The sequence below is a fragment of the Alishewanella longhuensis genome (assembly GCF_014653435.1).
Lineage (GTDB): Bacteria > Pseudomonadota > Gammaproteobacteria > Enterobacterales > Alteromonadaceae > Alishewanella > Alishewanella longhuensis.
This window is the reverse complement of sequence record NZ_BNAO01000010.1, coordinates 44,292-66,994: the sequence shown is the minus strand read 5'-3', so window position 1 is coordinate 66,994 and position 22,703 is coordinate 44,292. Positions and strand designations below refer to the sequence as shown.

17 protein-coding genes are annotated in these 22,703 nt (G+C 46.5%); 7 read left to right on the top strand and 10 right to left on the bottom strand.

Going from position 1 to position 22,703, the window contains the following annotated elements:
• Positions 1-19 precede the first annotated feature (19 nt).
• Together IE163_RS15940 and IE163_RS15935 are read right to left on the bottom strand one after the other, a co-directional pair.
• Positions 20-1,183, bottom strand: a complete 1,164-nt coding sequence (locus IE163_RS15940) for an E22 family MetX-like putative esterase (RefSeq protein WP_189433990.1) — start codon at positions 1,181-1,183, stop codon at positions 20-22.
• 39 nt (positions 1,184-1,222) lie between these two features.
• Positions 1,223-2,524: a GntP family permease gene (locus IE163_RS15935; RefSeq protein WP_189434089.1), complete on the bottom strand. Its 1,302-nt coding sequence runs from the start codon at positions 2,522-2,524 to the stop codon at positions 1,223-1,225.
• A 196-nt stretch (positions 2,525-2,720) separates the two neighbouring features.
• Here IE163_RS15935 and IE163_RS15930 point away from each other — a divergent pair, with 196 nt between their 5' ends.
• Together IE163_RS15930 and IE163_RS15925 are read left to right on the top strand one after the other, a co-directional pair.
• On the top strand, positions 2,721-4,958 hold the full coding sequence (locus IE163_RS15930) for a TonB-dependent receptor (protein WP_189433989.1): 2,238 nt from the start codon (positions 2,721-2,723) through the stop codon (positions 4,956-4,958).
• 67 nt (positions 4,959-5,025) lie between these two features.
• Positions 5,026-5,676, top strand: a complete 651-nt coding sequence (locus IE163_RS15925; protein WP_189433988.1) for a response regulator transcription factor — start codon at positions 5,026-5,028, stop codon at positions 5,674-5,676.
• 56 nt (positions 5,677-5,732) lie between these two features.
• Here IE163_RS15925 and IE163_RS15920 read toward each other — a convergent pair whose 3' ends face one another.
• From IE163_RS15920 to IE163_RS15895, 7 genes are all read right to left on the bottom strand, one after another.
• Positions 5,733-6,566: a hypothetical protein gene (locus tag IE163_RS15920; RefSeq protein WP_189433987.1), complete on the bottom strand. Its 834-nt coding sequence runs from the start codon at positions 6,564-6,566 to the stop codon at positions 5,733-5,735.
• Positions 6,567-6,667: 101 nt separating this feature from the next.
• Positions 6,668-8,764: a peptidase domain-containing ABC transporter gene (locus IE163_RS15915; RefSeq protein WP_189433986.1), complete on the bottom strand. Its 2,097-nt coding sequence runs from the start codon at positions 8,762-8,764 to the stop codon at positions 6,668-6,670.
• Entirely contained in the window at positions 8,739-9,647 is a 909-nt protein-coding gene (locus IE163_RS15910; protein ID WP_189433985.1) for a hypothetical protein, read from the bottom strand. The genes IE163_RS15915 and IE163_RS15910 overlap by 26 nt, the downstream gene beginning before the upstream one ends.
• 426 nt (positions 9,648-10,073) lie before the next feature.
• Positions 10,074-10,205 carry a hypothetical protein gene (locus IE163_RS17925; RefSeq protein ID WP_268248635.1) on the bottom strand — a complete coding sequence of 44 codons (132 nt, stop codon included), beginning with the start codon at positions 10,203-10,205 and terminating at the stop codon, positions 10,074-10,076.
• 50 nt (positions 10,206-10,255) lie between these two features.
• A complete protein-coding gene (locus tag IE163_RS15905; RefSeq protein ID WP_189433984.1) occupies positions 10,256-11,506 on the bottom strand; it encodes an HlyD family secretion protein in 1,251 nt (416 codons plus the stop codon).
• A 273-nt stretch (positions 11,507-11,779) separates the two neighbouring features.
• Positions 11,780-15,277 carry a hybrid sensor histidine kinase/response regulator gene (locus tag IE163_RS15900; RefSeq protein ID WP_229833608.1) on the bottom strand — a complete coding sequence of 1,166 codons (3,498 nt, stop codon included), beginning with the start codon at positions 15,275-15,277 and terminating at the stop codon, positions 11,780-11,782.
• 72 nt (positions 15,278-15,349) lie between these two features.
• Positions 15,350-16,099, bottom strand: a complete 750-nt coding sequence (locus tag IE163_RS15895; RefSeq protein WP_189433983.1) for a 3-hydroxybutyrate dehydrogenase — start codon at positions 16,097-16,099, stop codon at positions 15,350-15,352.
• Between the two features lie 400 nt (positions 16,100-16,499).
• On the opposite strand from IE163_RS15895, the gene IE163_RS15890 reads away from it, so the two are divergent.
• Positions 16,500-18,098, top strand: coding sequence for an AbgT family transporter (locus IE163_RS15890; RefSeq protein ID WP_189433982.1), 1,599 nt, complete (start codon positions 16,500-16,502; stop codon positions 18,096-18,098).
• A gap of 158 nt (positions 18,099-18,256) precedes the next feature.
• Positions 18,257-18,985, top strand: a complete 729-nt coding sequence (locus IE163_RS15885) for a SapC family protein (protein ID WP_189433981.1) — start codon at positions 18,257-18,259, stop codon at positions 18,983-18,985.
• A gap of 65 nt (positions 18,986-19,050) precedes the next feature.
• Here IE163_RS15885 and coaD read toward each other — a convergent pair whose 3' ends face one another.
• Positions 19,051-19,536, bottom strand: a complete 486-nt coding sequence (gene coaD / locus IE163_RS15880; protein WP_189434087.1) for a pantetheine-phosphate adenylyltransferase — start codon at positions 19,534-19,536, stop codon at positions 19,051-19,053.
• A gap of 109 nt (positions 19,537-19,645) precedes the next feature.
• Between coaD and IE163_RS15875 the strand changes: the two genes are divergently transcribed.
• The 3 genes from IE163_RS15875 (at position 19,646) to tdh (ending at position 22,691) form a co-directional block, all read left to right on the top strand.
• A complete protein-coding gene (locus IE163_RS15875) occupies positions 19,646-20,317 on the top strand; it encodes a TetR/AcrR family transcriptional regulator (protein ID WP_189433980.1) in 672 nt (223 codons plus the stop codon).
• Positions 20,318-20,453: 136 nt separating this feature from the next.
• Entirely contained in the window at positions 20,454-21,650 is a 1,197-nt protein-coding gene (locus IE163_RS15870) for a glycine C-acetyltransferase (RefSeq protein ID WP_189433979.1), read from the top strand.
• Positions 21,651-21,665: 15 nt separating this feature from the next.
• Positions 21,666-22,691, top strand: coding sequence for an L-threonine 3-dehydrogenase (gene tdh / locus IE163_RS15865; RefSeq protein WP_189433978.1), 1,026 nt, complete (start codon positions 21,666-21,668; stop codon positions 22,689-22,691).
• Positions 22,692-22,703: the final 12 nt, after the last annotated feature.

Sequence of the window (22,703 nt, the reverse complement as noted above, 5' to 3'; positions counted from 1 at the left end):
AGGAAAATCGATGTAATCTTTATTGTAAAAAAGCGGCAATTTTATCGGCAACGGCGCTGATATTTACTACACCATCCAAATGCCCCCAATCACCGGGGATTTCGGCATAACTCACTTGGCTTTCCGGCATTGCGGCAGCACTTTGCTGTGACATAGCAGGCAGCAATAGTTGATCGCCGCTAGCGGGCAGAAATAAGGTTTTAGCTTTTACCCGGCTTAATGCCTCTTGCCAGTTATCGCCCATGCCGGCCCGAAATAGCTGTGAAGCACGTACCAAATAGAGAATATGATTGGCATCTTGCAAGCGGGCACGTTGTTCGGCTTGCGCCAACAATTGTTGCCAGGCAGTAAAGGGTGCCAGAATATCGTTATGTGGCGCTTTATCAGCTGTTGGGCTACCAAAACGGGCATTAAAGGCGGTTGGATAAAGTGCGTCCTGGGTGATATAGGCTACGGCTGTTTTTAAACCTTGCAGCGGCTGCCCATGATCATAATAGTCACCGTTACGCCAGGCTGGATCTTGTTTGATTGGGTAGGCCCAGCGCTCTAAGCGCACTGCCGCCCAGGCATCCAGATAAGCACTGCCAATCACCGGAATTAATCGCTGTACGCGGTCAGGGTAACGCACGGCCCATTCTATAGCCTGAAAAGAGCCCATGGAGGCACCGATCACCGCATGCAATTTATCAATGCCCAGGCTATCTAATAGTTGTCGCTGTACTTCAACAAAATCCGCAATAGTGACCACCGGAAAGCGTAAGCCCCAGGGTTTACCAGTAGCGGGATTAATCGTCGCCGGACCAGTGGTAATCACATTAGGATCATACACATTGGCATTAACCAGCGTATCGACGCTAATCACATAAAATTTATTGGTATCAATAGCTTTACCTGGGCCAATAATGGCATCCCAATAGCCGGCTATGGCATCGTCTGGCTGATATTTACCTGCCGCATGCGAGGTGCCAGAGAAAAAGTGAGTGATTAAAATTACATTAGATTTATCGGCATTAAGGGTGCCATAGGCTTCCCAGCCGACCCGCACCGGGCTGATCGCCTGGCCATTTTGCGTGCGGAACTCTGCAATTTCAAAAGCCTGTTTGGTGACGAGCAGGCTGTCGGTTGCGCTAAGTTGCCATGAAAAGAGCAGCAGTGTCAGGGTAACGAAAAACGTCTTTAGCATTAGCAATATCCTTTAAGCTTGGTCGGGTAAATTACAAAACTAGAACCACTGAAACAGCACAATAGCCAGTACCACGCCCACTAGTGGGGTAAGTACACTGACGACTGCTACCGGCCAGTAAGCGTTTTGATGCGTTTCACCACAGATAGCACGAATAGTGGTAACCACATAACCATTATGCGGCAGAGAGTCTAAGGCACCCGAGGAAATAGCCACTACCCGGTGTAGTTGTTCTGGATCTACTCCGCGCTCGAGGTAGGTTGGAGCAATCTCAGGTAATGCAATAACCTGACCACCTGAAGCCGAACCCGTTAAGCCGGCAATAGCGCTTACCGCTACCGCTGCACCAATTAACTCGGGGCCGGGCAGGTGCGTCATATAATCTACCACTTGATTAAAAGCCGGTGTAAGTTTAGCGACACCACCAAAGCCCACTACGGCGGCGGTATTACCAATAGCTAACAGGGCGCCAAGCACGCCTTCATTGGTGGCAGCGCCGGGATTATGCAAAAACCGAAAATTAAGTAAGTACAAACTGACTACGCCGCCAGCTAACGCAATAATTAAGGCCGCTTGCTGTAAGCTATCGTGCAGTATAAAAGAGGTAACCAACACTACCAGCAAGGGAATTAAACCTGTGCACCAATGCGGCAGCGCTTTGTCGCTTAAGGTTGGATCGCTTTGCCGGCTAACAAATTGCTCGCCGTTATTTACAGCGCTTTTGATCATCCACATTAAAGCCAAATAGCCACCGACCGCCATAAAAACTGCCACGATTAAGCTGACCTGCCAACCGGCGTAAGGGGTAGTGCCCAAATAGGGAATAGGGATCCAGTTTTGAATTTCTGGCGAGCCAGCCGAGGTCATGGTAAAGGTTACCGAACCCAGCGCCAGAGTAGCTGGAATAAAGCGCCGGGGTAGGTTTGCGCCTTTAAACAGGCTAACTGCCATGGGATAAGCCGAAAAGGCCACCACAAATAAACTTACCCCGCCATAAGTTAACACCGCGCACGCCAAGACAATAGCGAGCACTGCGCGGGTATGGCCGAGCTTTTTCACTATAGCTAAAGCCACCGCATCAGCCGCACCGGTATGTTCCATTAGCTTGCCAAAGAGCGAACCTAACAAAAACATCAGAAACCAGGCCGCAACAAACCCCGAGAAACCGGACATATAACCATGCACAAAATCCAGTTTATCGCTGAGTTGCCAAAAGGGGATGCCGTTTGTAACGGCTACTAACAAGGCGCAAAGTGGTGCGGTGATAAACAAATTAAAACCGCGCATGGTTAGCACTATTAGCAAGCCCAGGCCGAGCAATAGTCCAAACAAACTAAGTATTCCTATCGAACCTAACATCGGATAATCCTTGTTCTTGTTTTTTTCTAGTCTGATACAGTCTGTTCATCCTCACCATAGTACTAAGGTACAGATTAATAATTCCGCAATAGGGGCTACTCTATTACCAACAGCTAAATGAATAACAAAAATCACACCGACAAGATGCAGACTGCACAACACTCAACAGGAGAGCCATATGGCCAAGAATAATAACAATCCGCAGCGCTTAGCCGTTTACCCTGCCGTCCTAAAACCCAGCTTATTGGCGTTAGCGGTCAGCAGTTGTCTCGCTATGCCTGCTGTGGCACAAGAAAATAATGACGAAGTAAAATTAGAACGTATTGAGGTAACAGCCCGGCGCACAGTAGAAAACCTGCAAACAGTGCCAGTAGCGGTAACCTCCATTGGTGAGGAAGAGTTAGCCCAGCGCGGTATTGATAACATTACGTCGGTGCAGCAGTTTTCACCCAATACCACCTTACAGGTTTCGCGTGGTACCAACAGCACCTTAACGGCTTATATCCGTGGTATCGGCCAGCAAGATCCGCTATGGGGCTTTGAGCCGGGTGTGGGGATCTATATCGATGATGTGTATTTAGCCCGGCCACAAGGCGCGGCTTTGGATGTATATGATGTAGAGCGGATCGAAGTGCTAAGGGGCCCGCAAGGTACCCTTTATGGCCGCAATACCATAGGCGGCGCGGTAAAATATGTGACCAAGCAGCTTACTGGCGATAATCAATTTGCCATCCGCGGTACCTTAGGTAGTTATAACCAGCGCGACTTGCGCCTTTCTGGCCAAACCGGTTTAAGCGATACCGTATTTGTTAGTGGTGCCTTCGCTACCTTTAATCGCGATGGTTTTGGTAAGTTTTTAAATACCGGCGATGATAACTATAACAAAGATCTGATGTCCGGCCGGCTGAGCCTGCAGTGGAATGCCGCCGACAATTTCCGGGTGAATATTGCCGCCGATAAAACGGTGGATGATTCTAACCCACGCGGTGGTTTCCGGTTATTCCCCAGCGCGCTGGCGCCAACAGATACCCGGCCAACAAAGGTATATGACGCTAATACCAGTATGCCCGTAACGAATAAGGTAGAAACCGAGGGGCAATCGCTAACTTTAGCCTGGGATCTAAACGACAACTGGACAGTGAAGTCAATTACCGCCCGTCGTAAAGGCGTAACGGATACTAATATCGATTTTGATTCCACCTCATTCCCAACCTTAGATATCCCGGCTTTTTATGAAGACAAACAAACCTCGCAAGAGCTGCAGTTTCTGTACAGTGCTGAGCGGTTAAAAGTTGCCAGCGGTATTTATTATTATAATGGTGATGCCTGCGGTGCCTTTGGTCAGGTGGTATATGGCTTAACCACTACAGAAAATGGCGGCTGTGTAGAAACGGACAGCCTGGCGTTTTACTCGCAAGGTAGCTACCAGCTAGATGATAAGTGGTCTGTGACCTTAGGTGGTCGTTTTACCAAAGATGACAAAGACGCCTCGGTTTACCGTTATGTGTACAATGGTTATAAGTTCCCGCGGCAAACGGGCGGCACTATTATTGGCGTACAAACGGATTTTCAGGGCAGCGAGAGCTTTAGCCATTTCTCACCCCGCTTAGGGTTGGAGTATCAACATAGCCGTGATCTGATGCTATACGGTAGCTATACCAATGGCTTTAAGTCGGGTGGTTTTGATATGCGGGCAAATCAGGCGATTAACCCGGATGCCAATAAACCTTATCAGGAAGAAACGGTTAATACCTTTGAGCTGGGCATGAAGAGCGAGTGGTTTAATCAGCGTTTACGCTTAAATGCTGCCGTCTTTATGGCGAAGTATGATGATATGCAGGTGACTGTGCAGCGTTCAGTAGAGACCGCGCCGGGAACTGTAACGGTAGCGTCGCAAGTGCTAAACGCGGCTAATGCTGATATCAATGGCGTGGAATTAGAAGCAACCTTAGCGGTTACCCGTGATTTTAACCTTACGGCTATAGTGGGTTATGTTGATGCCAAGTTTAACGAGGTAGAATTCTTCGACCCGAATCTGCAACAGGTGATTGATGTATCAAACCTGTGGTCTTTTGCCAATACACCAGATTTAACCGCAACATTGGCAGGGACTTACAGCATGGCCACCAGTTTTGGTGAAGTGGTGCTTACGGCAAATATGGCACATCGTGGTGCCACGCAAATCTTTGAAATTCCATCCTTATTGGATTTTGGTGGTTATACGGTATTTAACGCTGGCGCCACCTGGTATTCGAACGATGGCCACTGGGATGTTTCGCTACAAGCCAAAAACATTGGTGATAAACAAGCGCGCATAGCAGGTTATAACTTTGCGGGCCCGGTACTAGATAATTCCGTATTAGGGTTTTATACCGATCCACGTACCTTTAGCCTAACGGTGGGTTACCGTTTCTAAACCAGAAAAACCTTGCCGGGGCGTTAGCCCCGGTTCATTATGGGCAAAACTGCTTAGAAGTCTTATTATGATAGCTATTATTGCCGATGATCATCCTTTATTTCGTATTGCCTTGTCGCAAGCTTGCGCGGCTATTTTAGGCAAAGACGCGTTATTGTTACAGGCGCAAACAATGGCACAAATTTGGCCACTGCTACGCCAACACCCCGATACCCACTTTATTTTCCTCGATCTCAAAATGCCCGGCTCCGACGGCTTTACCGGCCTAACAGCACTACGCACCGAATATCCTGATGTACCGGTGGTGATGGTCTCTGCTGAAGAGGATCCGGTGATTATTAAGCAAGCGCTGGCGCTTGGCGCGGCGGCTTATATTCCCAAATCTGCACCCTTAGAATTACTCTCTGAAGCCATTAATGCGGTAACGAATGGCGATACTTGGCTGCCGCCAGAAATGGCTGACGATGTAAAAAATGCCCGGGTACTCATTGATAACGATTTTGCCCAGCGGCTGGAACAGCTCACCCCACAGCAATTTCGGGTATTAAAAATGATTGCCGACGGCCTGCTAAATAAACAAATCGCCTATGAGATGAACGTACAGGAAACCACTATCAAGCAGCATGTTTCCGCCATTTTACGTAAGCTCAATGTCAATAACCGCACTTTGGCCGGTATTTTATTTGAAAAGCTGAAATTGCCAGAGCAGATGGAGTAGCGAATAAAATTAATAGCTTAATCTTACAATCAATGGGTGAATTAGTATCAACCAAGTCAGTTGCGCCAAACTGGGCATTCCCCGTTTGTTAGCTTGCGATGAATTGAACTCGCCATTTTATCAAGAGCAGTCGCCTCAAAAGAGCCGTTAAGGAGTTCTGATATGAGGCATAGATCAAATTGAGTGGGCAATCGTGCTCTATCTGCGTGAGCAGATTGATTAAAAATTGAATGCTTGCCATGAGTCAGATCTGCATCACGCAGGAAAAAAGCAGCATGTAATAGCTCTTCAATTAAACACTCGTTAAGGATATCGTTTTCAATTTCAGCAACCCCGCCAATAAAGATTTGCATTTGTGTTGGTTTTCTATTGCCGCCGTCATATTGTGTAGAAGGATCGGAAAAGAACTCTTGTGTAAAACAAGGGTGATCGGGCGCTTGTGGGTAAGCTGCAGCATCAAACATAACTGGCGCTTTATTTTGGAAAAGCTCAAGCCATTTTGAGCCAAGCACTTCGAGTAGGAATCGAGTTAAAAAATCCGGTAGTCTTTCTTGACCTGTCCGAGACGTTACTAGAAATATTTGCGCCTGCCGATAGTCATTGGTTTCTAAAAATAGCGGAACACCAACGTTATGCTCAATGGTGCGCATGGTATTTTCGATCTTGCTTCTGATATCAGCGCTGTGTAGATCAAGATAAATCGGTATTGGCAGCACCTCCCAGTTTAAAGCCCTGGATCTAATGCCATTGGCAAAAACCATTTGATGTATATATTCGCGCACATTTTCGTATTTTGGGCGAGGCTCGATCGCGCGTTCTGTAACAGCGTACTTGATGACGAAAATAACGACAATTGCAATCAACAAGCCGATAAAAAAATATTGCTTCATGTTATCCCTTACTTTATTTGAATGCTGTGCGAGAATTGCTGGCCCAACATTGCTAGCCCAACATAGCTTTTGCTCCCAGCGGCACAATTGCCTAAGTCGTTTTAACTATCAGTTGCTGTGTCTAAACCAAACTGTGCCTTATAGGCTGCGGTAATATCCTGCAACTGCCCTTGCTGCAGTTGCATAATGCGTTCGGCATTTAGAATCGTTTCTGGGCGATGGGCAATCACTATGCGGGTCATCTTAAGTTGCTTAATGGCCTGATTGACATAATGCTCCAGCTGCACATCCAAATGGCTGGTGGCTTCATCCATAAATAGGATTTTTGGTTTCCGATAGAGCGCTCTGGCTAAGAGTACCCGCTGCTTTTGGCCGCCCGAGAGTGAACTGCCCATATCACCCACTAAGCTGTTATAGCCCATCGGCATACTGCTAATATCCTGGTGAATACCCGCTAATGCAGCGGCGTCATAGACCTGTTGCATATCCAACTGCGGGTCAAAAAAGCTGATATTCTCGGCTAAGGTACCGGACATTAGCTGGTCATCCTGCATTACGGCGGCGATTTGGCTGCGGTAATTGCGCAGACCTAACTGTTTAATGTCGATACCATCGACTTCTATTTTACCGCTTTCAGGGGTAAGTAGCCCTAGCATCAATTTTAGGAGGGTCGTTTTACCGGTGCCGGAAGGGCCAATAATGGCGATATTCTCTCCGACCTCGATACTTAGAGTTAGATCATTAAATAGCAGGGGTTCATTGCTGGCATAGCGGAATCTTAAGGCTTTGATGGTAATATTACCGCTGATAGTTCTATTCGGATGGGTTAGCCCCTCTTGCTCCTGGTCTGTTAAAGCAATATCAGCAAGACGGTCTAAATGAAGTCGAGTCATTCTTACTTCGATTAGTTTGTCGATAAGGGCTGCAGTACGATTGGTAAACTGGGTTTTGTAAGCTAAAAAAGCAAATAACATTCCTACTGTCATTTCCGTATTAACTACCGTTATTGCTGCTAAATACACCACCAAAATATGTTCGATACCAAATAATAGCTGATTAGTACTGTGCCAGCCGAGCTGCCATTTTCCTAGCCGATACTCCTGATTAACTGCCTCGGTATACCTGTTTTGCCAAAGACTTAGCCGCTGCGTTTGCTGACCAAATAACTTAATACTTTGCATGCCGCGTACTGATTCCATGAAGTTAGTTTGTTCCTTGGCTTCTGCCATAATGCTGGTTTCGGTAAGCTGATGTAGCGGACGGTATAAAATAAAACGAATAAGTGCATAGAGTAGCACAACTACTACAACCACTAGCGCAAGTTCTGGGCTATAAAGATACATCATTATCAGCACCACCAGCGCCATCAACCCATCGATTAATCCCTCCACTAAACTATTGGTAAATAACTCGCGAATAGAATTTAAAGAGCCAAAGCGCGACACCACATCTCCAATGTGGCGTTTATCAAAGTAACTTAAAGGCAGGTGCAATAGATGGCGCATTAAGTTAGTCGCCATTTGCACGTTTATCATGGCACCCAAATATAGTACAACCCAGCCGCGTAAGGTTTGAGTAATCACCTGAATAATTACCAATAAACCAAAACCAAGTGCTAGAACAACTAACAGTGGTTTGTCATGGCTAATTAACACTTCATCAACAACTAGTTGGGTATAGTATGGCGAGGCTAGTAAGAATAATTGCAGTAGTAATGAAAGGATGAACATCTTAAATAAAGTGGGCCATAAGCCATGAACTTTGCTCCAAAAAGCAGTAAGTCTAAGTCTAACACGCTCGTCGACCTTGTTAAATTCAGCCGTAGGCGTTAACTCCAGCGCAATGCCGGTAAACGCTTTATCTACATCCTTTAAAGCGATCTTTCGCTCTCCTATGGCAGGGTCTAAAATAGTAACAGCATGCGTGTGGACTTTTTTCAGTACCACAAAATGGTTCATTTCCCAGTGTAGTATGCAAGGCGTTTTTAATTTACCTAAGTCATCTAATTCCAGTTTTAATGCCCTGCTAGCCAAACCTAACTCATTCCCAAGCAGCATTAATTGCTGTAAGTTGGCACCTTTAAACGACACACTATACCGATTTCGCAGTGTGGTCAGATCAAGCTGATGGCCATAATGATTAGCGATCATCGCTATACAGGCCAGCCCACATTCAGCGGCTTCGGATTGGTAGATCATCTGAATTCTTATTGATAATCAATGTTCCATCGTGAGCGCATCGCTCCCCGAACATTTTGCGCTCGTTTTCGTATTCAAAATGTGTTTCTGAAACTGAAATGCAGCTTAGAGCGATACTCGGATTTAACTTATTAAAGCTTTCGCAGTAGTCGGCTTCAGCGTAATTCTTTGGTGCATATATGTTGGTAACACCAAATTGTTGCATATATTTCACGGGCATCGTGAAATCACCATAGTTTTTAGGTTCCTGACCAACTCGCGCTATATAATCATTGACACCAATTAACTGATAAAAATCATGCTCACGTTTTTGCCTAGTTCTCCATTCATGCTGTCCTTCCGGTGAACTTAATTCGGCGATTTCTTCATCATCGATCGGTAAACCATCAAGTGATGATACCGTTCTGCCGCATAGATCAAATTCACGAAAATCTTTCTGTTGAGTGTTGCCGTGCCAAATAACAGCTGCACCGTCTCGAATTGTCTTGTTAATTGCTGCCGTGAAAAGATAGTTTGCACAACTTGAAATACAATAATCAATAATCTCAATATCTAGTTTGTGTTTGTATATCAAATATCCAATACTGATTCCTGCATCAATATCACCACCAGGAGAGGTAATAATAATGCGTTTAATATCGTTATTGATGACATGATTTAAAATATCTTTATACATTGATTGTGTGATGTCGCCCACAACTATTAAAGAGTTCTCCTCAGGTTTTATTGAGTAATTTTGAGTGTGGTTTCGCTCTGCTTGTCGTATTAAATTAAAGCCTTCTTCACCAAATTTTTCAATAAACTCTTTATAGGAAACATATTCTGTTACATTGGGTGAAAAAATAAAGATGCTAAATGCTGTCAGATTAATTATATTAACCATAAAAGCTCCATAGTCTAAATAAGCCCTCTGATTACACTGAGGGCTTATATACACATACATTTATTAAGGTTTTGTCACCGTATTGCAGACTTTTACCTCAACCTTTGTGCATCTCCTCGCAGTACAGCGTCCTATGGTCCTCTCTGTACTTGTGCAAGTAGTCACGGTGGTTTGAGCACCACTCACATTTCTGGCTTGTTCAAAGGTAAGTTCCTGAATAGTATTTTGTTTTTTCATATTATCTCTCCTTGAGACGTTTATTGCTTAAAGTTTTTGCTTGTTGAACGTTATAGTCGTATTCGGAAAATTAAAATCTGTTAAAAATTATAACTTTTAAAGCAGGATAAATCTTCCTGGCACGATATATGTTCTTAGCAGCTCTAACGATTGAAAAACGTGCTTTTTCCGCAAGTTTAAACTGCTCCATCAAGGCTTGTTTAGTATTTCCTTTAATTCATTTTCAATTGTCTTTCGGGGATCCTGAATTGTGGCACCTTTCGGAGCATTATTTACACCACCACTAACAACTTCAACTTGCTCAAATGTTAATTCTTGCATAATATCTCTCCTTGAGACGTTTTAAGTTAAAGGTTGGCTCTTACTGAGCCTTACAATCGCCCTTTTAGGCTTAAAATCGGCTCAAGCAACCAGCTGAGGAGGCTGCGTTGCTCCAGCACGATATCTGCGCTTAGCAGCATGCCCGATTGCAGCGGGAATGTTGTGCCGTAAGCGCGGATCTCTTGCGCATCCAGAGCTACTGCTACCCGATACACGGGTTCCTGAATGGCGATAGGCATGTCTACTTCATTTGGTAAGATAATGGCCTGACCGGTTTTTAATACTTCACCTTCATATAAACCAAAGCGTTGATAAGGAAAGGCGTCAAAACGCAGGCGGGTGCGCTGGCCTGGGCTAACAAAACCATAGGCACGGGTTGGCACCAATAAGATCGCTTGCAACTGAGCATTTGCTGGCAAGATGGTTAGCAATGGCTGGCTGCTATGAATATTCTGACCTGGCTCGGCGATTAAATTAGTGACACGGCCGCTAACTGGCGCGGTAATTAATAGCTGATTACGTGCTTGCAGTTCTAACTGTTGTTGCTCTAAGCGTGATGATTCGCTATCCAATAGCGCCAGCTGTTGCTGTTGCTCAGAAGGAAGGCGCTGCAATTGCCCGGCAAGCTGCGCCATCGCGGCTAATTGGTTCTGTTTATTGGCTTTTTGCTCCGCTACTTGCTGCTCTAGTTGCAGCAGGTTTTCTTGTTGTAGCTGCCAATCGACTTTACTAATCACCCCTTGCTCTTTTAGCTGGGTTAGCTTGGCAAAGCGCTGTTGTTGTAATTGCCAGCGCTGCTGTAACAGCGTGCTTTGTTGTTTAAGTTCACTTAATACACTTTGGTGATAGGCTAAACGCTCAGTTAACTCTTGTTGCTGTTGCTGGTACTGCATTAACAGCTGCTCGCGTCTTTGCGTAAGCAGCAGTTGCTGTTGTTGCAGGCTTAAGCGTAGGCTGTCAACTAAACTGCTGCCCTCTGCCAGGTACTCTGGTATGGTTAACCGAACTAATGGCTGGCCGGCATTTACACTGGCGCCATCTTCAATAAGAAGCTCACTAATAATGCCTGGCCGACTCGCATGTACTTTGGCTAAGCCAATATCGGGTTGTAAATAGCCGCTGACAGTAGCCTTGCGGTTAAAGTCTGACCCAGCCAGAAAGCTTAGCATGGCGATTACCATTAGCACTAAACTAACTGTTAGTACGCTGGTACTGAGCGGCTGCGCAATAATGACTTCACCCTCCAGGCGATTGGCTTGCTGTTTTACCGCGGCTAATCTGAAAAGAGGTTCACGGGTCATTTGTGATTTATATGTAAATTTAAAGTAATTTATATATAGAAAATGTTTGGTGGGCCGTAAAGTGGTTTTTTAGAATTTATGATTATAAAAACAGCATTTTTTAATTTGTAGAATAATAAAAATCAGCTAAGTTATTGAGTGCTATAGCTCACGGTGCTTTTCCTGTTGTGTGCAAAGTTTGCAGAAGGGCGCGCGGTAATGCACTTAGTTAGCTTTGTCAGCCGAGCAATCTTTGCCAGCTTGGCAGCTTAGGCCAGCCTAGCCAAGGCTAGGTTATTTCAACAAGCGTTGAAATAGTCGTTTTAATGCTACTGGCTTTAGCGGTTTCAGTAAAAAATAAAAACCGCTACTTAGTGCCAACTCGCGGATCTGCTGATCATGATCGGCTGAGTTAATCACTACGGGCACATTTAGTGCAAAATGTGCGCTAAGTTGGTTTGCCACCTCAATACCGGTGGCGCCATTATCCAGGTGATAATCAAATAAACAGATATCGGGCACAAAGCCTTGCTGCAAGGCGGCTAGTACTGCAGCGGGGTCCTGTACACTGGTGACTTGGCAGTGCCAGCTTTGTAACAGGGTGGTTACCGCATGCAGTAGCTGCGGTTCATTATCCAGTAACAGTACTTTTTTACCGGTAAAGCTGGCGCTAATATCTTTACTTATAGCTGGCTCGTTCGTTAACGGGGCAACCGTAATAGTGTCGTTGCTTACTCTGGGTAACAATAGACTAAAGCAGCTGCCGCGACCTTCTGTCGATTGCACGGTTAAAGGATGCTCAAGGATGGTGCTAATACGATGGGCTATGGCTAAACCCAGTCCTAAGCCTTTTTGGTCGGGCTGGCTACCTTGTTGAAATTCTTCAAAAATACGTTGTTGGTCGGCCTTGGCAATACCCACACCGGTGTCTAATACACAGAGTTGCAGCATAACACCACGGCGTTTTACTCCTAAAACAACTCGGCCCTTAGGGGTATAACGGATAGCATTGGCCAGTAAGTTTTGCAGGACTCTTTTCAGCAGCTTACGATCGGTATTCACCGTTAAATTACAGGGTACTATATGTAAGGCTAGGCCTTTTTTCTCTGCCAAAATAGCGGCATCTCGGCCAATATCGTCCAGTAGCTGCTGTACCGGTATGGCTTGATGGCGGGCTTTAACGACACCGGAATCAAGTTTGGTTAAATCTAAAATAGCGGTTAGCAGCTCTTCGGCAGAATTAAGCGACTGACTTAAATTTTCACTCAGTTGTTGCAGTTCTGGCTCCGTGGCTTTTTGCCGAAGCAGGCTGGCAAATAGCGCCGCAGCATTAAAAGGTTGCATCAGATCGTGGCCTGCAGCGGCAAAAAAGCGGGTTTTGGCGACGGTAGTGGCCTCTAGCTGTTGTTGGGTCAGTTGCAATTGGTTATTTAACTGCTGTAGTTCACTGGTACGCTCGGCCACACGCTGCTCTAATAATTGATTACTTTGTTCCAGCTGCTGCTGTACGGCAATAAAGGAGCTGATGTCGGTATAGGTGGTAACAAAGCCGCCTCCGGGCAGCGGATTGCCTTGGATCTCCAGTACCCTGCCATCTTGTTGCTGGCGTTGTACCCGGTATTGGCTACCCTGGCGCAAAAAGTCCAGGCGTTTTGCTACTTCCGTTTCAATATCCTGGCTGTCTATTAAGCCGCGCTGCATATTAAAGCGGATAAGATCGGCGACCGGTTTACCCACTTCTACCATGGCCGGTGGATAGGCAAACATGTCGATATAACGCTGATTCCAGGCAATAACCCGCTGATCGGCATCTACTACCGCTATGCCCTGACTAATATTATCGATGGTGGAAAGCAATAACCCCTGATTAAACCGAAACACCTGGCCGGCCTCATCAACAAAACGTTCTACTGTTTCCATGGGTAAGCCGGCATGGCGACCACAAGCATCCATCACCAAACGCATCGAGGCCCCCCCAAGTACAGCTGCTAGGCTGCGCTCGGTTGCCTGTAACAGATTGGCACTGGCTAAGCGTTGTAAATCAGGTGTTTGTTCTTTTAAATTACGTTGCAATAAACGCTGCGCTTCTCGCTCCCCAGCGAAACGGCGCACCAGCAAATAACATTCCTGGCTACTTAATTGTTGCAGCGGTTTTTGTAGTGGCTCTTTGCTGCTACGCAAAAAGCGGCCGCTTTGTAGCCATTCACTAATACCCGTATTGCTAAACTGGCTGACCAGTAAGGTGATTAAGCAATTGATACTTAAACTTAGTAACACACCGAGTGTAATACTGTCGCCTTGCCAACCGAATAAATGTTGTGGAGCTAACCAACTGATGGCAAAAGGTCCAACCTCGGGGATCACGCTGTAAATAATGCCTGCCCGCACTAACTCAGGGAACAGCAGCACGTAAGCCCAGATACAGGCACCACTACAAAGTCCTGCGATGGCACCCTGACGATTTATCCGCCGTGAAAATAACCCCATAATAAGCGCGGGTGCCAGCTGTGCCACTAACGCAAAAGCCATTAGCCCCAGTTGTGCTAAACCGGTGCCTGTGCCGATAAAGCGGTAGTAAATAAACCCCAGTGCCAGCACCACTAGCATGGCCAGGCGGCGCAAGGTTGCTACTTTGACACCTTGCGTTTGGCCATCGACCAGATTGGTGCGTCTGAACAAGAGTGGGACTAACAGTTCATTGGTAATTAAAATACCTAATACTACCGTGGCCACCACCACCATACTGGTCGCCGCAGAAAAACCGCCTAAATAAGCCAAAAGCGCCATATCGGTGCGGTTGGCGGCAAGCGGGAGTTGCAGTACTACCAGATCAATATTGGCATTTTCACCGAGTAACATAATGCCGGCCAGGCCAAGTGGCAGAGTAAAGGCACCCATTAGCAGTAAATACAGCGGGAAGATCCAGCGGGCACTGCGTAAATGGCTAAGGCGTTGATTTTCGACAAAGCTAACATGAAATAACCAGGGTAGGCAGAGGGTAGCAGCAAAGCCCAGTAACACATGGATCCAATAGCTATAAGTAGGAAGCGCCTGCTGCTGTACCTTTTGAACCGCGCTGCTGTCGGCCGCAAGTTGAAAGATATTGCCAAAGCCATCAAAGATGCCAAAGCCGACAAAGGCCGCAATGGCCAGCAGAGCGAGCAACTTAACCAGTGATTCAAACGCGATGGCCGTCATTAAACCCGGATTAGGCTGATGCGCTCGGGCACTTTTACCCACAAAGAGTAAGGCAAAGACCGCCATCCATAAGCATACATACAGCCCGGTATCGGTGTACCAATGCTCACCCGTTTCTGCGCCAACCAAGGTATTGATGCTGGTGGCTACCGCATGCAATTGCAGGGTGATGTAGGGGATCACCGTCATAATCAGAATTAAGGTGATAAGCACCGCTAAGCGGCGGGAATGGCCAAAGCGGGTAGCGATAAAGTCAGCAATAGAGGTAATACGATAGCGGCGACAGGCCACTGCCACCCGCGACATGAGTTTAAAACCGAACCAAAATAGAATAAAAGAACCAATATAGGTAGGCGGTAGCCACCAACCATTAACCACCGCCTGGGCGGTAACTCCATAAAAAGCCCAGGAGGTGCAATAGATAGACAGCGCTAAGCTAAATACCCAGGGCGCAAGCGGGTGCTGTGCGGTAATGCGCCGGCCAAAAATACCTACGCAGTACAGCACCAACAAATACAGCAGTGAAATGGCGGCAAGGGTGGCTAAGCCTATGCCGCTGCCATTTTGAATCATTTCAGTGGCAGCTATCGACAAGGAGGAATGACCTGATTGTGCCTGAGATTATAGCTTACTACCAGCCGCATAACCGCCGCTCCTGTTTCCTGCTTAACGTGCTGTCCAACCACCGTCTAAGACTAGTGTTTGGGCGGTAATATGCTTAGCCCCTTCTTGGCATAAAAATAGCGCTGTGGCTGCTATTTCACTGACATCAATAAAGGCTTTTTGTGGCATAGGCGCCAGCATAATTTGCTCTATGACTTGTTGCTCGGTGAGGTTGTGTTCTTTTGCCTGCGCAGCAATTTGCTTTTCAACCAGCGGTGTTTTTACATAAGCGGGGCAAATGGTATTAATGGTAAAGTTTTTATCGGCATTTTCTAAGGCGATCACTTTGCTAAAGCCGAGTAGACCATGCTTTGCTGCCACATAGGCTGATTTAAAAGGCGAGGCCACCAGCGCATGAATAGAGCCAATGTTAATGACCCGGCCAAAATTACGCTCGCGCATTGCTGGCAACATAGCACGGGTTAACATGGCTGGGCCGGTTAGCATGACCTCTAACAATAACCGCCATTGCTCAGGAGGGAAGTCTTCCAGCCTCGCAACATGCTGAATACCGGCATTGTTAATTAAAATATCGGCAGGAAAGCGCGCAGCACAGTCGCTAATCTGCTGCGCATTGGTTACATCCAGCACGCTATAATGTGCTTGCCAGCCGGCAGCTAAAAGCAGCGCTGTTTTTTCTTGCAAGGCGCTTTCGTTTAAATCTGCCAGGACCACTTCGTGGCCAGCTTTGGCAAAGGCCTCCGCTACGGCAAAACCAATACCTCCGGTAGCACCTGTTATCACAACCCGCATAATTGCTCTCCTGCTAGATGACGTCTATTCGCTTTTGCTCATAGTAAAAAAACGCTGTTAGCACGACAACGGTACTTTAGTGCTAGTTAAGTGGGAGCTAGTTAATGGTGTAAGTGACGAGTATCAGTTAAGCCGGTTAGTGTGCAAGGTCAAACGGTCGCTCAGGCCCAGCTTGTTTTATTGCTGTTAACTATCGAGCCTGTGCCGCAGCCTAACCCTTTGCCGCTTTGCGCTTAAGCGTTCCTGTGATAAATTTAGCCCCTTTACGTACCCGGCAGCGCTTCAGCCTTTTTAAATTGCGGTTTCGCCGCACTGTAAAGCTCTAAAATGATAATAATGAAGCCTGTTAAAACGCTGTGATGGCTATCACAGCACGCTGTATACCAAGAGGACACAATTAATGACAAACTCCAGCAAAGCGCAGAACAGCGTTGCTGAAAAGCGTGGTTGGTTTACACGTTTTCTCGATACCGTAGAGTTTTTGGGAAATTTATTACCGCATCCTGTTACCCTTTTTGCCTGTTTTGCGCTGGCCGTAGTGCTGGGTAGCGGTATTGCCGCCTATTTTGACGTAAGTGCAATAGACCCTAGGCCAGAAGGTGCCGCAGGCCGTGCTGCCGATGGTACTATCCGGGTAGTGAGTTTAATGACGGTAGATGGCTTGCATCGCATAGTCTCTAACCTAGTGACTAATTTCACTGGCTTTGCGCCACTTGGCGTGGTGTTGGTTGCGCTGCTGGGCGTGAGCGTGGCGGAGCACTCGGGTTTAATTTCCGCTGCTATGCGTGGCTTGGTAATGAATGCCTCTAAGCGCATGGTTACCGTGACTATCGTTTTTGCCGGTATTATTTCCAACACAGCCTCTGAGCTGGGCTATGTAGTATTAATTCCGATGGCGGCATTAATATTCTATTCCTTGGGTCGGCATCCACTTGCTGGCTTAGCGGCGGCCTTTGCCGGTGTGTCAGGTGGTTATAGTGCTAACTTATTTATCGGTACTGTTGACCCTTTGTTAGCGGGTTTTACCACCTCAGCTGCTAACCTGATTGATCCAAATTATGTAGTAGGACCCGAAGCAAACTGGTACTTTATGATTGTCAGTACCTTCCTTATCGCTATTTTGGGCGCCTTTGTTACCGAAAAAATTGTAGAGCCTAAACTCGGCAAATACAACCCGACAGACGCAACGGTTGACTTAGGCGAGCAAAAATTAGAACCGCTGACCGCAGCTGAAAAGCGTGGTTTAAAGGGGGCCGGTTTAGTCTTTTTTGGTCTGTGTTTATTGTTGGCATTAAGTGTGGTGCCAGAAAATGGCGTATTGCGTAACCCTATCACGGGTTCGGTGGAAGATTCTCCCTTTCTTAAAGGTATAGTGGTCTTTATCTTTATAACCTTTGGTATCCCTGGCTATGTGTATGGCCGTATCGTCGGTACCATGAAAACCGATCGCGATGTGATTAATGCCATGGCAAAAAGTATGAGCTCGATGGGGCTTTACATTGTGTTGGTATTTTTTGCCGCGCAGTTTGTAGCCTTTTTCAGTTGGTCTAATTTAGGCGCCATTATGGCGGTGAAAGGGGCAACGATGCTGCAAACTATTGGCCTGACAGGGCCCGAAGTGTTTTTCTTCTTTATTGCCATGTGCGCCATTGTTAACTTATCCCTTGGCTCTGCTTCAGCACAGTGGGCTATTTTTGCGCCTATCTTTGTGCCGATGTTAATGATTGTGGGTTACTCGCCAGAAGTGATTCAGGCGGCTTACCGGATTGGTGACTCTGTTACTAACCTTATTACACCTATGATGAGCTACTTTGGGCTGATTTTGGCAGTTGCTGCGCGCTATAAAAAAGATATGGGTATAGGTACCCTAATTGCTACCATGCTGCCTTATACCATGGTGTTTTTTGTTGGTTGGGTAGTATTGTTTTACGTTTGGGTATTCCTAATTGGTGCACCGATTGGGCCCAATGCGCCAACATTATATGAATTCACACGTTAATCGGCATTGCTATCTTACCGCTGCCATAAAGCTGTGATATAACAAACAACAGGCGATAGCGAAGCCAGATACGCTATCGGCATTCATTAGCAGTGTCAGCCGGGCAACAGAGATAAGATACGGCAGGCCATTTTTAAATCTAGAGAACAGAGTTGTATATGGAACAGAATAAAGTTGTTGGATTAAATAAAGAAACTCACGCTAAAACCAAAATTAGCACTGTGCGACCTTTTAGCCATATTGGTAATGAGCATATGCTACCGGTAGTGGTACATGAGTTTGTGGTAGCTGGCGCAGAATTTCCGGTAGTGTTCGTCAAAGACCCGTCAGGTGAGCGTTTTCAGCCTGTAGCTTTACTCGGTTTGGCGGCACAGCAAAATCTGCTGATTAAAGATGACAAATGGGATGCGCTTTACATTCCACGTGTGATCCGCAACTACCCACTGGTATTAGTACAAGACGCGCCTGGCAGTGACCGCTTAATTGTAGCCATTGATGAAACCTCTGAGCGGGTGAATGAAGCTGAAGGTTTTGCTTTATTTAACGACGATGGTAGCGAAAGCGAGTTTTTAACAACTCGCAAACAGCAAATGGCCGAGTTTGTTGAGTACAGCCAGATCACCCATACTTTTACTGAGAAGTTAAAAAGCCTGGATTTGATTAAAGAGCAGGTACTTACACTGACCATCAATGGCGAAAAGCGCAATATCAACGGCATTCATATGGTTGATGATCAAAAGCTAAATGAGCTGAGTGATGAGGCTTTTCTGGAGCTGCGTAAACAAGGTTATTTAACGGCTATCTATGCGCACCTGATGTCCTTGCAACATACCCAGCAGTTAGTACAAAAATTGGCTGCATTAGAAGAAGCCGCTAAGGCAAGCTAATTTCAAGTTAAGACGACTACTATAACGGCAGCAAAAGCTGCCGTTATTTTTTCTAAAAGGTAACCTTATTTTATTCCGAGTTTTTGCTGCAGGGCTTGCTGCACATGTTCTGGCACAAAACTCGCGACATCACCGCCATGGCGGCATACCTCTTTTACCAGCGTTGATGAAATAAAGGTGTTTTTTTCTGACGGCGTCATAAAAATACTGTCTAGTTCCGGATTGAGCGAGCGGTTCATGCTGGCTAACTGAAACTCGTATTCAAAATCGGCAACGGCTCGTACGCCGCGAATTAATACTTGCGCTTGTTGCTCTTGACCAAATTTGGCCAACAGACCAGAAAAACCGATAACACTGACATTAGGACAATCGGTAAAAGCCTGTTTGGCTAATGCTACCCGCTCATCCAGAGTAAATAGCGGTTGTTTACTGGGGTTGGCAGCTACGGCGACAATAACCACATCAAATAAGCGGGCGGCACGCAGCACTAGATCGGCATGGCCATTGGTTAGGGGATCGAAGGTGCCGGGATAAATAGCACGAATTTTCATCAAAGGTTATTCCTCGGCCAACGGCCTTTAACAGGTGGCTGGCATTTATATTCAGTTTGGCGTTACTATAGCAAAATAACCGCCTAATAAAAGAAGCCTGCTTACTGCAATGGAAAAGAAGCTCAGAACAAAAGATCGTATTTTACAGGCCAGCATTGCCTTATTTAACGAGGTGGGTGAACGTCAGGTCACCACCAATCATATTGCCGCCCATTTGGGCATTAGTCCGGGTAACCTGTATTACCACTTTCGTAATAAAGAAGACATAGTGCGGCAAATTTTCCGCGAATATGCCAAATTGCTGGATACCCGCATCAAACCTCCGGCCCATAGCTCGCAAGCTCTGGATGCCTTAACCGATTATCTCGATGCAGTCTTTGAGCTGATGTGGCGCTTTCAGTTTTTTTATGCCAATTTGCCCGATATTTTGGCGCGGGATCCGGCGCTGCAACAAGATTACCTGCAGGTACAACAAGGGGTGCTTGGCAGGGTGATGTCGGTGATTAAGGCGCTAAAAGAGGCCGGTGTGATTAAAATAGACGATAGTGACATTCGCGATGTGGCGCATAACATTAAGTTGTTAGTGACCTTTTGGATCAGCTACCTGAAAACGCAGGCACCTGATGCTGTGGTCAACAAAGCGAATCTGTATCGCGGAGTGTTAAAGGTGCTGCTGTTATTTAAACCTTATGCAACTGCAGAGGCCTTACCCGATATCAATAAATTACAACAACATTATATCGAACTGGCAGGTAGCGATCTGGCTGCGGCCGATTTGTAGTTGTTTCTTTACATTCAGGCCGGGCAAGTCCCGGCAATCTTCGGTATAATCACTGCAGCGGCGCCGCGTAAAAAGTACAATAGGGCGTCAAATCAACGCTAACCAAGGTTACCCCTACATTGCCAGAGGAGGCTTTATGCGCAATGGCGCTTTTCTGCACCACCTACAACAACAAATCGAAGAGGTGAAAGCAGAAGGTCTGTACAAAGCAGAACGTATTATCACTTCACAGCAGCAAGCTAACGTTACTGTTGGCGCAGAGCAGGTTTTAAATTTCTGTGCGAACAACTATTTAGGTTTAGCTAATCATCCGGATCTGATTGCCGCAGCTCAGTCTGGTTTAAACAGCCATGGCTTTGGTGTTGCCTCTGTGCGTTTTATCTGTGGCACTCAGGATATTCACAAAACCTTAGAGGCGAAAATTAGCGCCTTTTTAGGTACCGAAGATACCATTTTGTATTCTTCTTGCTTTGATGCCAACGGTGGTTTATTTGAAACCATTTTAGGTGCTGAAGATGCGGTAATTTCTGATGCCCTAAACCATGCTTCTATTATTGATGGTGTGCGCCTGTGTAAGGCCAAACGCTATCGTTATGCCAATAACAATATGGCTGAGCTGGAAGCCCAGTTAAAGCAAGCCGATGCCGATGGTGCGCGCTTTAAGCTAATTGCCACCGACGGTGTGTTTTCGATGGATGGCGTAATTGCCGATCTAAAAACCGTGTGTGATTTAGCAGATAAATACAATGCCATGGTAATGGTAGATGATAGCCATGCCGTAGGTTTTGTCGGTAAAAATGGCCGTGGCACCCATGAGTACTGTGATGTACTAGACCGCGTTGATATTATCACTGGTACCCTGGGTAAAGCCCTTGGTGGCGCTTCGGGTGGTTATACCTCAGGTAAAAAAGAAATTATTGAATGGCTACGCCAGCGCTCGCGGCCTTATTTATTCTCTAACTCACTGGCGCCTTCTATTGTTACCGCCTCGATTAAAGTACTCGAGATGTTGGAGCAGGGCGAAGCACTGCGGGCGAAATTGTGGCAAAACGCCAACTATTTCCGTGAACAGATGACCGCAGCAGGCTTTACCTTAGCCGGTAAAGATCATGCCATTATTCCGGTGATGCTGGGTGATGCTAAGGTTGCGGCAGAGATGGCTAAGCGGATGCTGGCAGCAGGCATTTATGTGGTGGGATTCTCCTTCCCGGTAGTACCAAAAGGGCAGGCGCGTATTCGCACCCAAATTTCTGCAGCACATACACAAGAGCAGCTGGATAAGGCCATTAATGCCTTTATTCGGATTGGTAAAGACATGGGCGTGATCGCATAAGGCGGGGCGTAAACAATGAAAGCATTAGCAAAATTAAAAGCAGAACCGGGTATTTGGCAAACCGAGGTAGAGAAACCGCAAGTAGGGCCGAACGATATCCTGATCAAAATTAAAAAAACCGCTATTTGTGGTACTGACGTGCATATTTACAAGTGGGATGAGTGGGCACAAAACACTATTCCGCATGGCATGGTGGTGGGCCATGAATACGTCGGCGTTATTGAGGGGATGGGTTCGGAGGTGCGTGGTTTTAGCATTGGCGATCGTGTTTCTGGCGAAGGCCATATTACCTGTGGTTATTGCCGTAACTGCCGCGCGGGTCGGGTGCATTTATGCCGCAACACTATTGGGGTGGGCGTAAACCGTACTGGCTCCTTCGCTGAGTATTTGGTGATCCCGGCTTATAATGCCTTTAAACTGGCGGATAATATCCCGGATAATATCGCGGCTATCTTTGATCCTTTCGGCAATGCAGTACACACAGCGCTGTCGTTTGACTTAGTCGGTGAAGATGTGCTGATTACTGGCGCTGGCCCTATTGGTATTATGGCGGCAGCGGTAGCCCGGCATGTCGGCGCCCGTCATGTGGTGGTCACTGACGTTAACCCATACCGTTTAGATTTAGCGCTGAAAATGGGCGCGACCCGGGCGGTAGATGTGAGCAAGCAGAACTTAAAAGACGTGATGCAAGAGCTGGGGATGACCGAAGGCTTTGACGTAGGTCTGGAAATGTCGGGCGTACCGGCAGCCTTTAATAGCATGCTGGATACCATGAACCATGGCGGCAAAATTGCCATGTTAGGTATTCCACCAGGCACTATGGCGATCGACTGGAATAAGGTGATTTTCAAAGGCCTGGTGATTAAAGGCATCTACGGCCGGGAAATGTTTGAAACCTGGTATAAAATGGCCAGTTTAATTCAATCCGGTTTAGATTTAACGCCTATTATCACTCATGAAATGCCGATGGAAAACTTTCAGGAAGGTTTTGAGATTATGTGCTCAGGACAGTCTGGTAAGGTTATCCTGAACTGGTCATAAGCGGCCACTTAC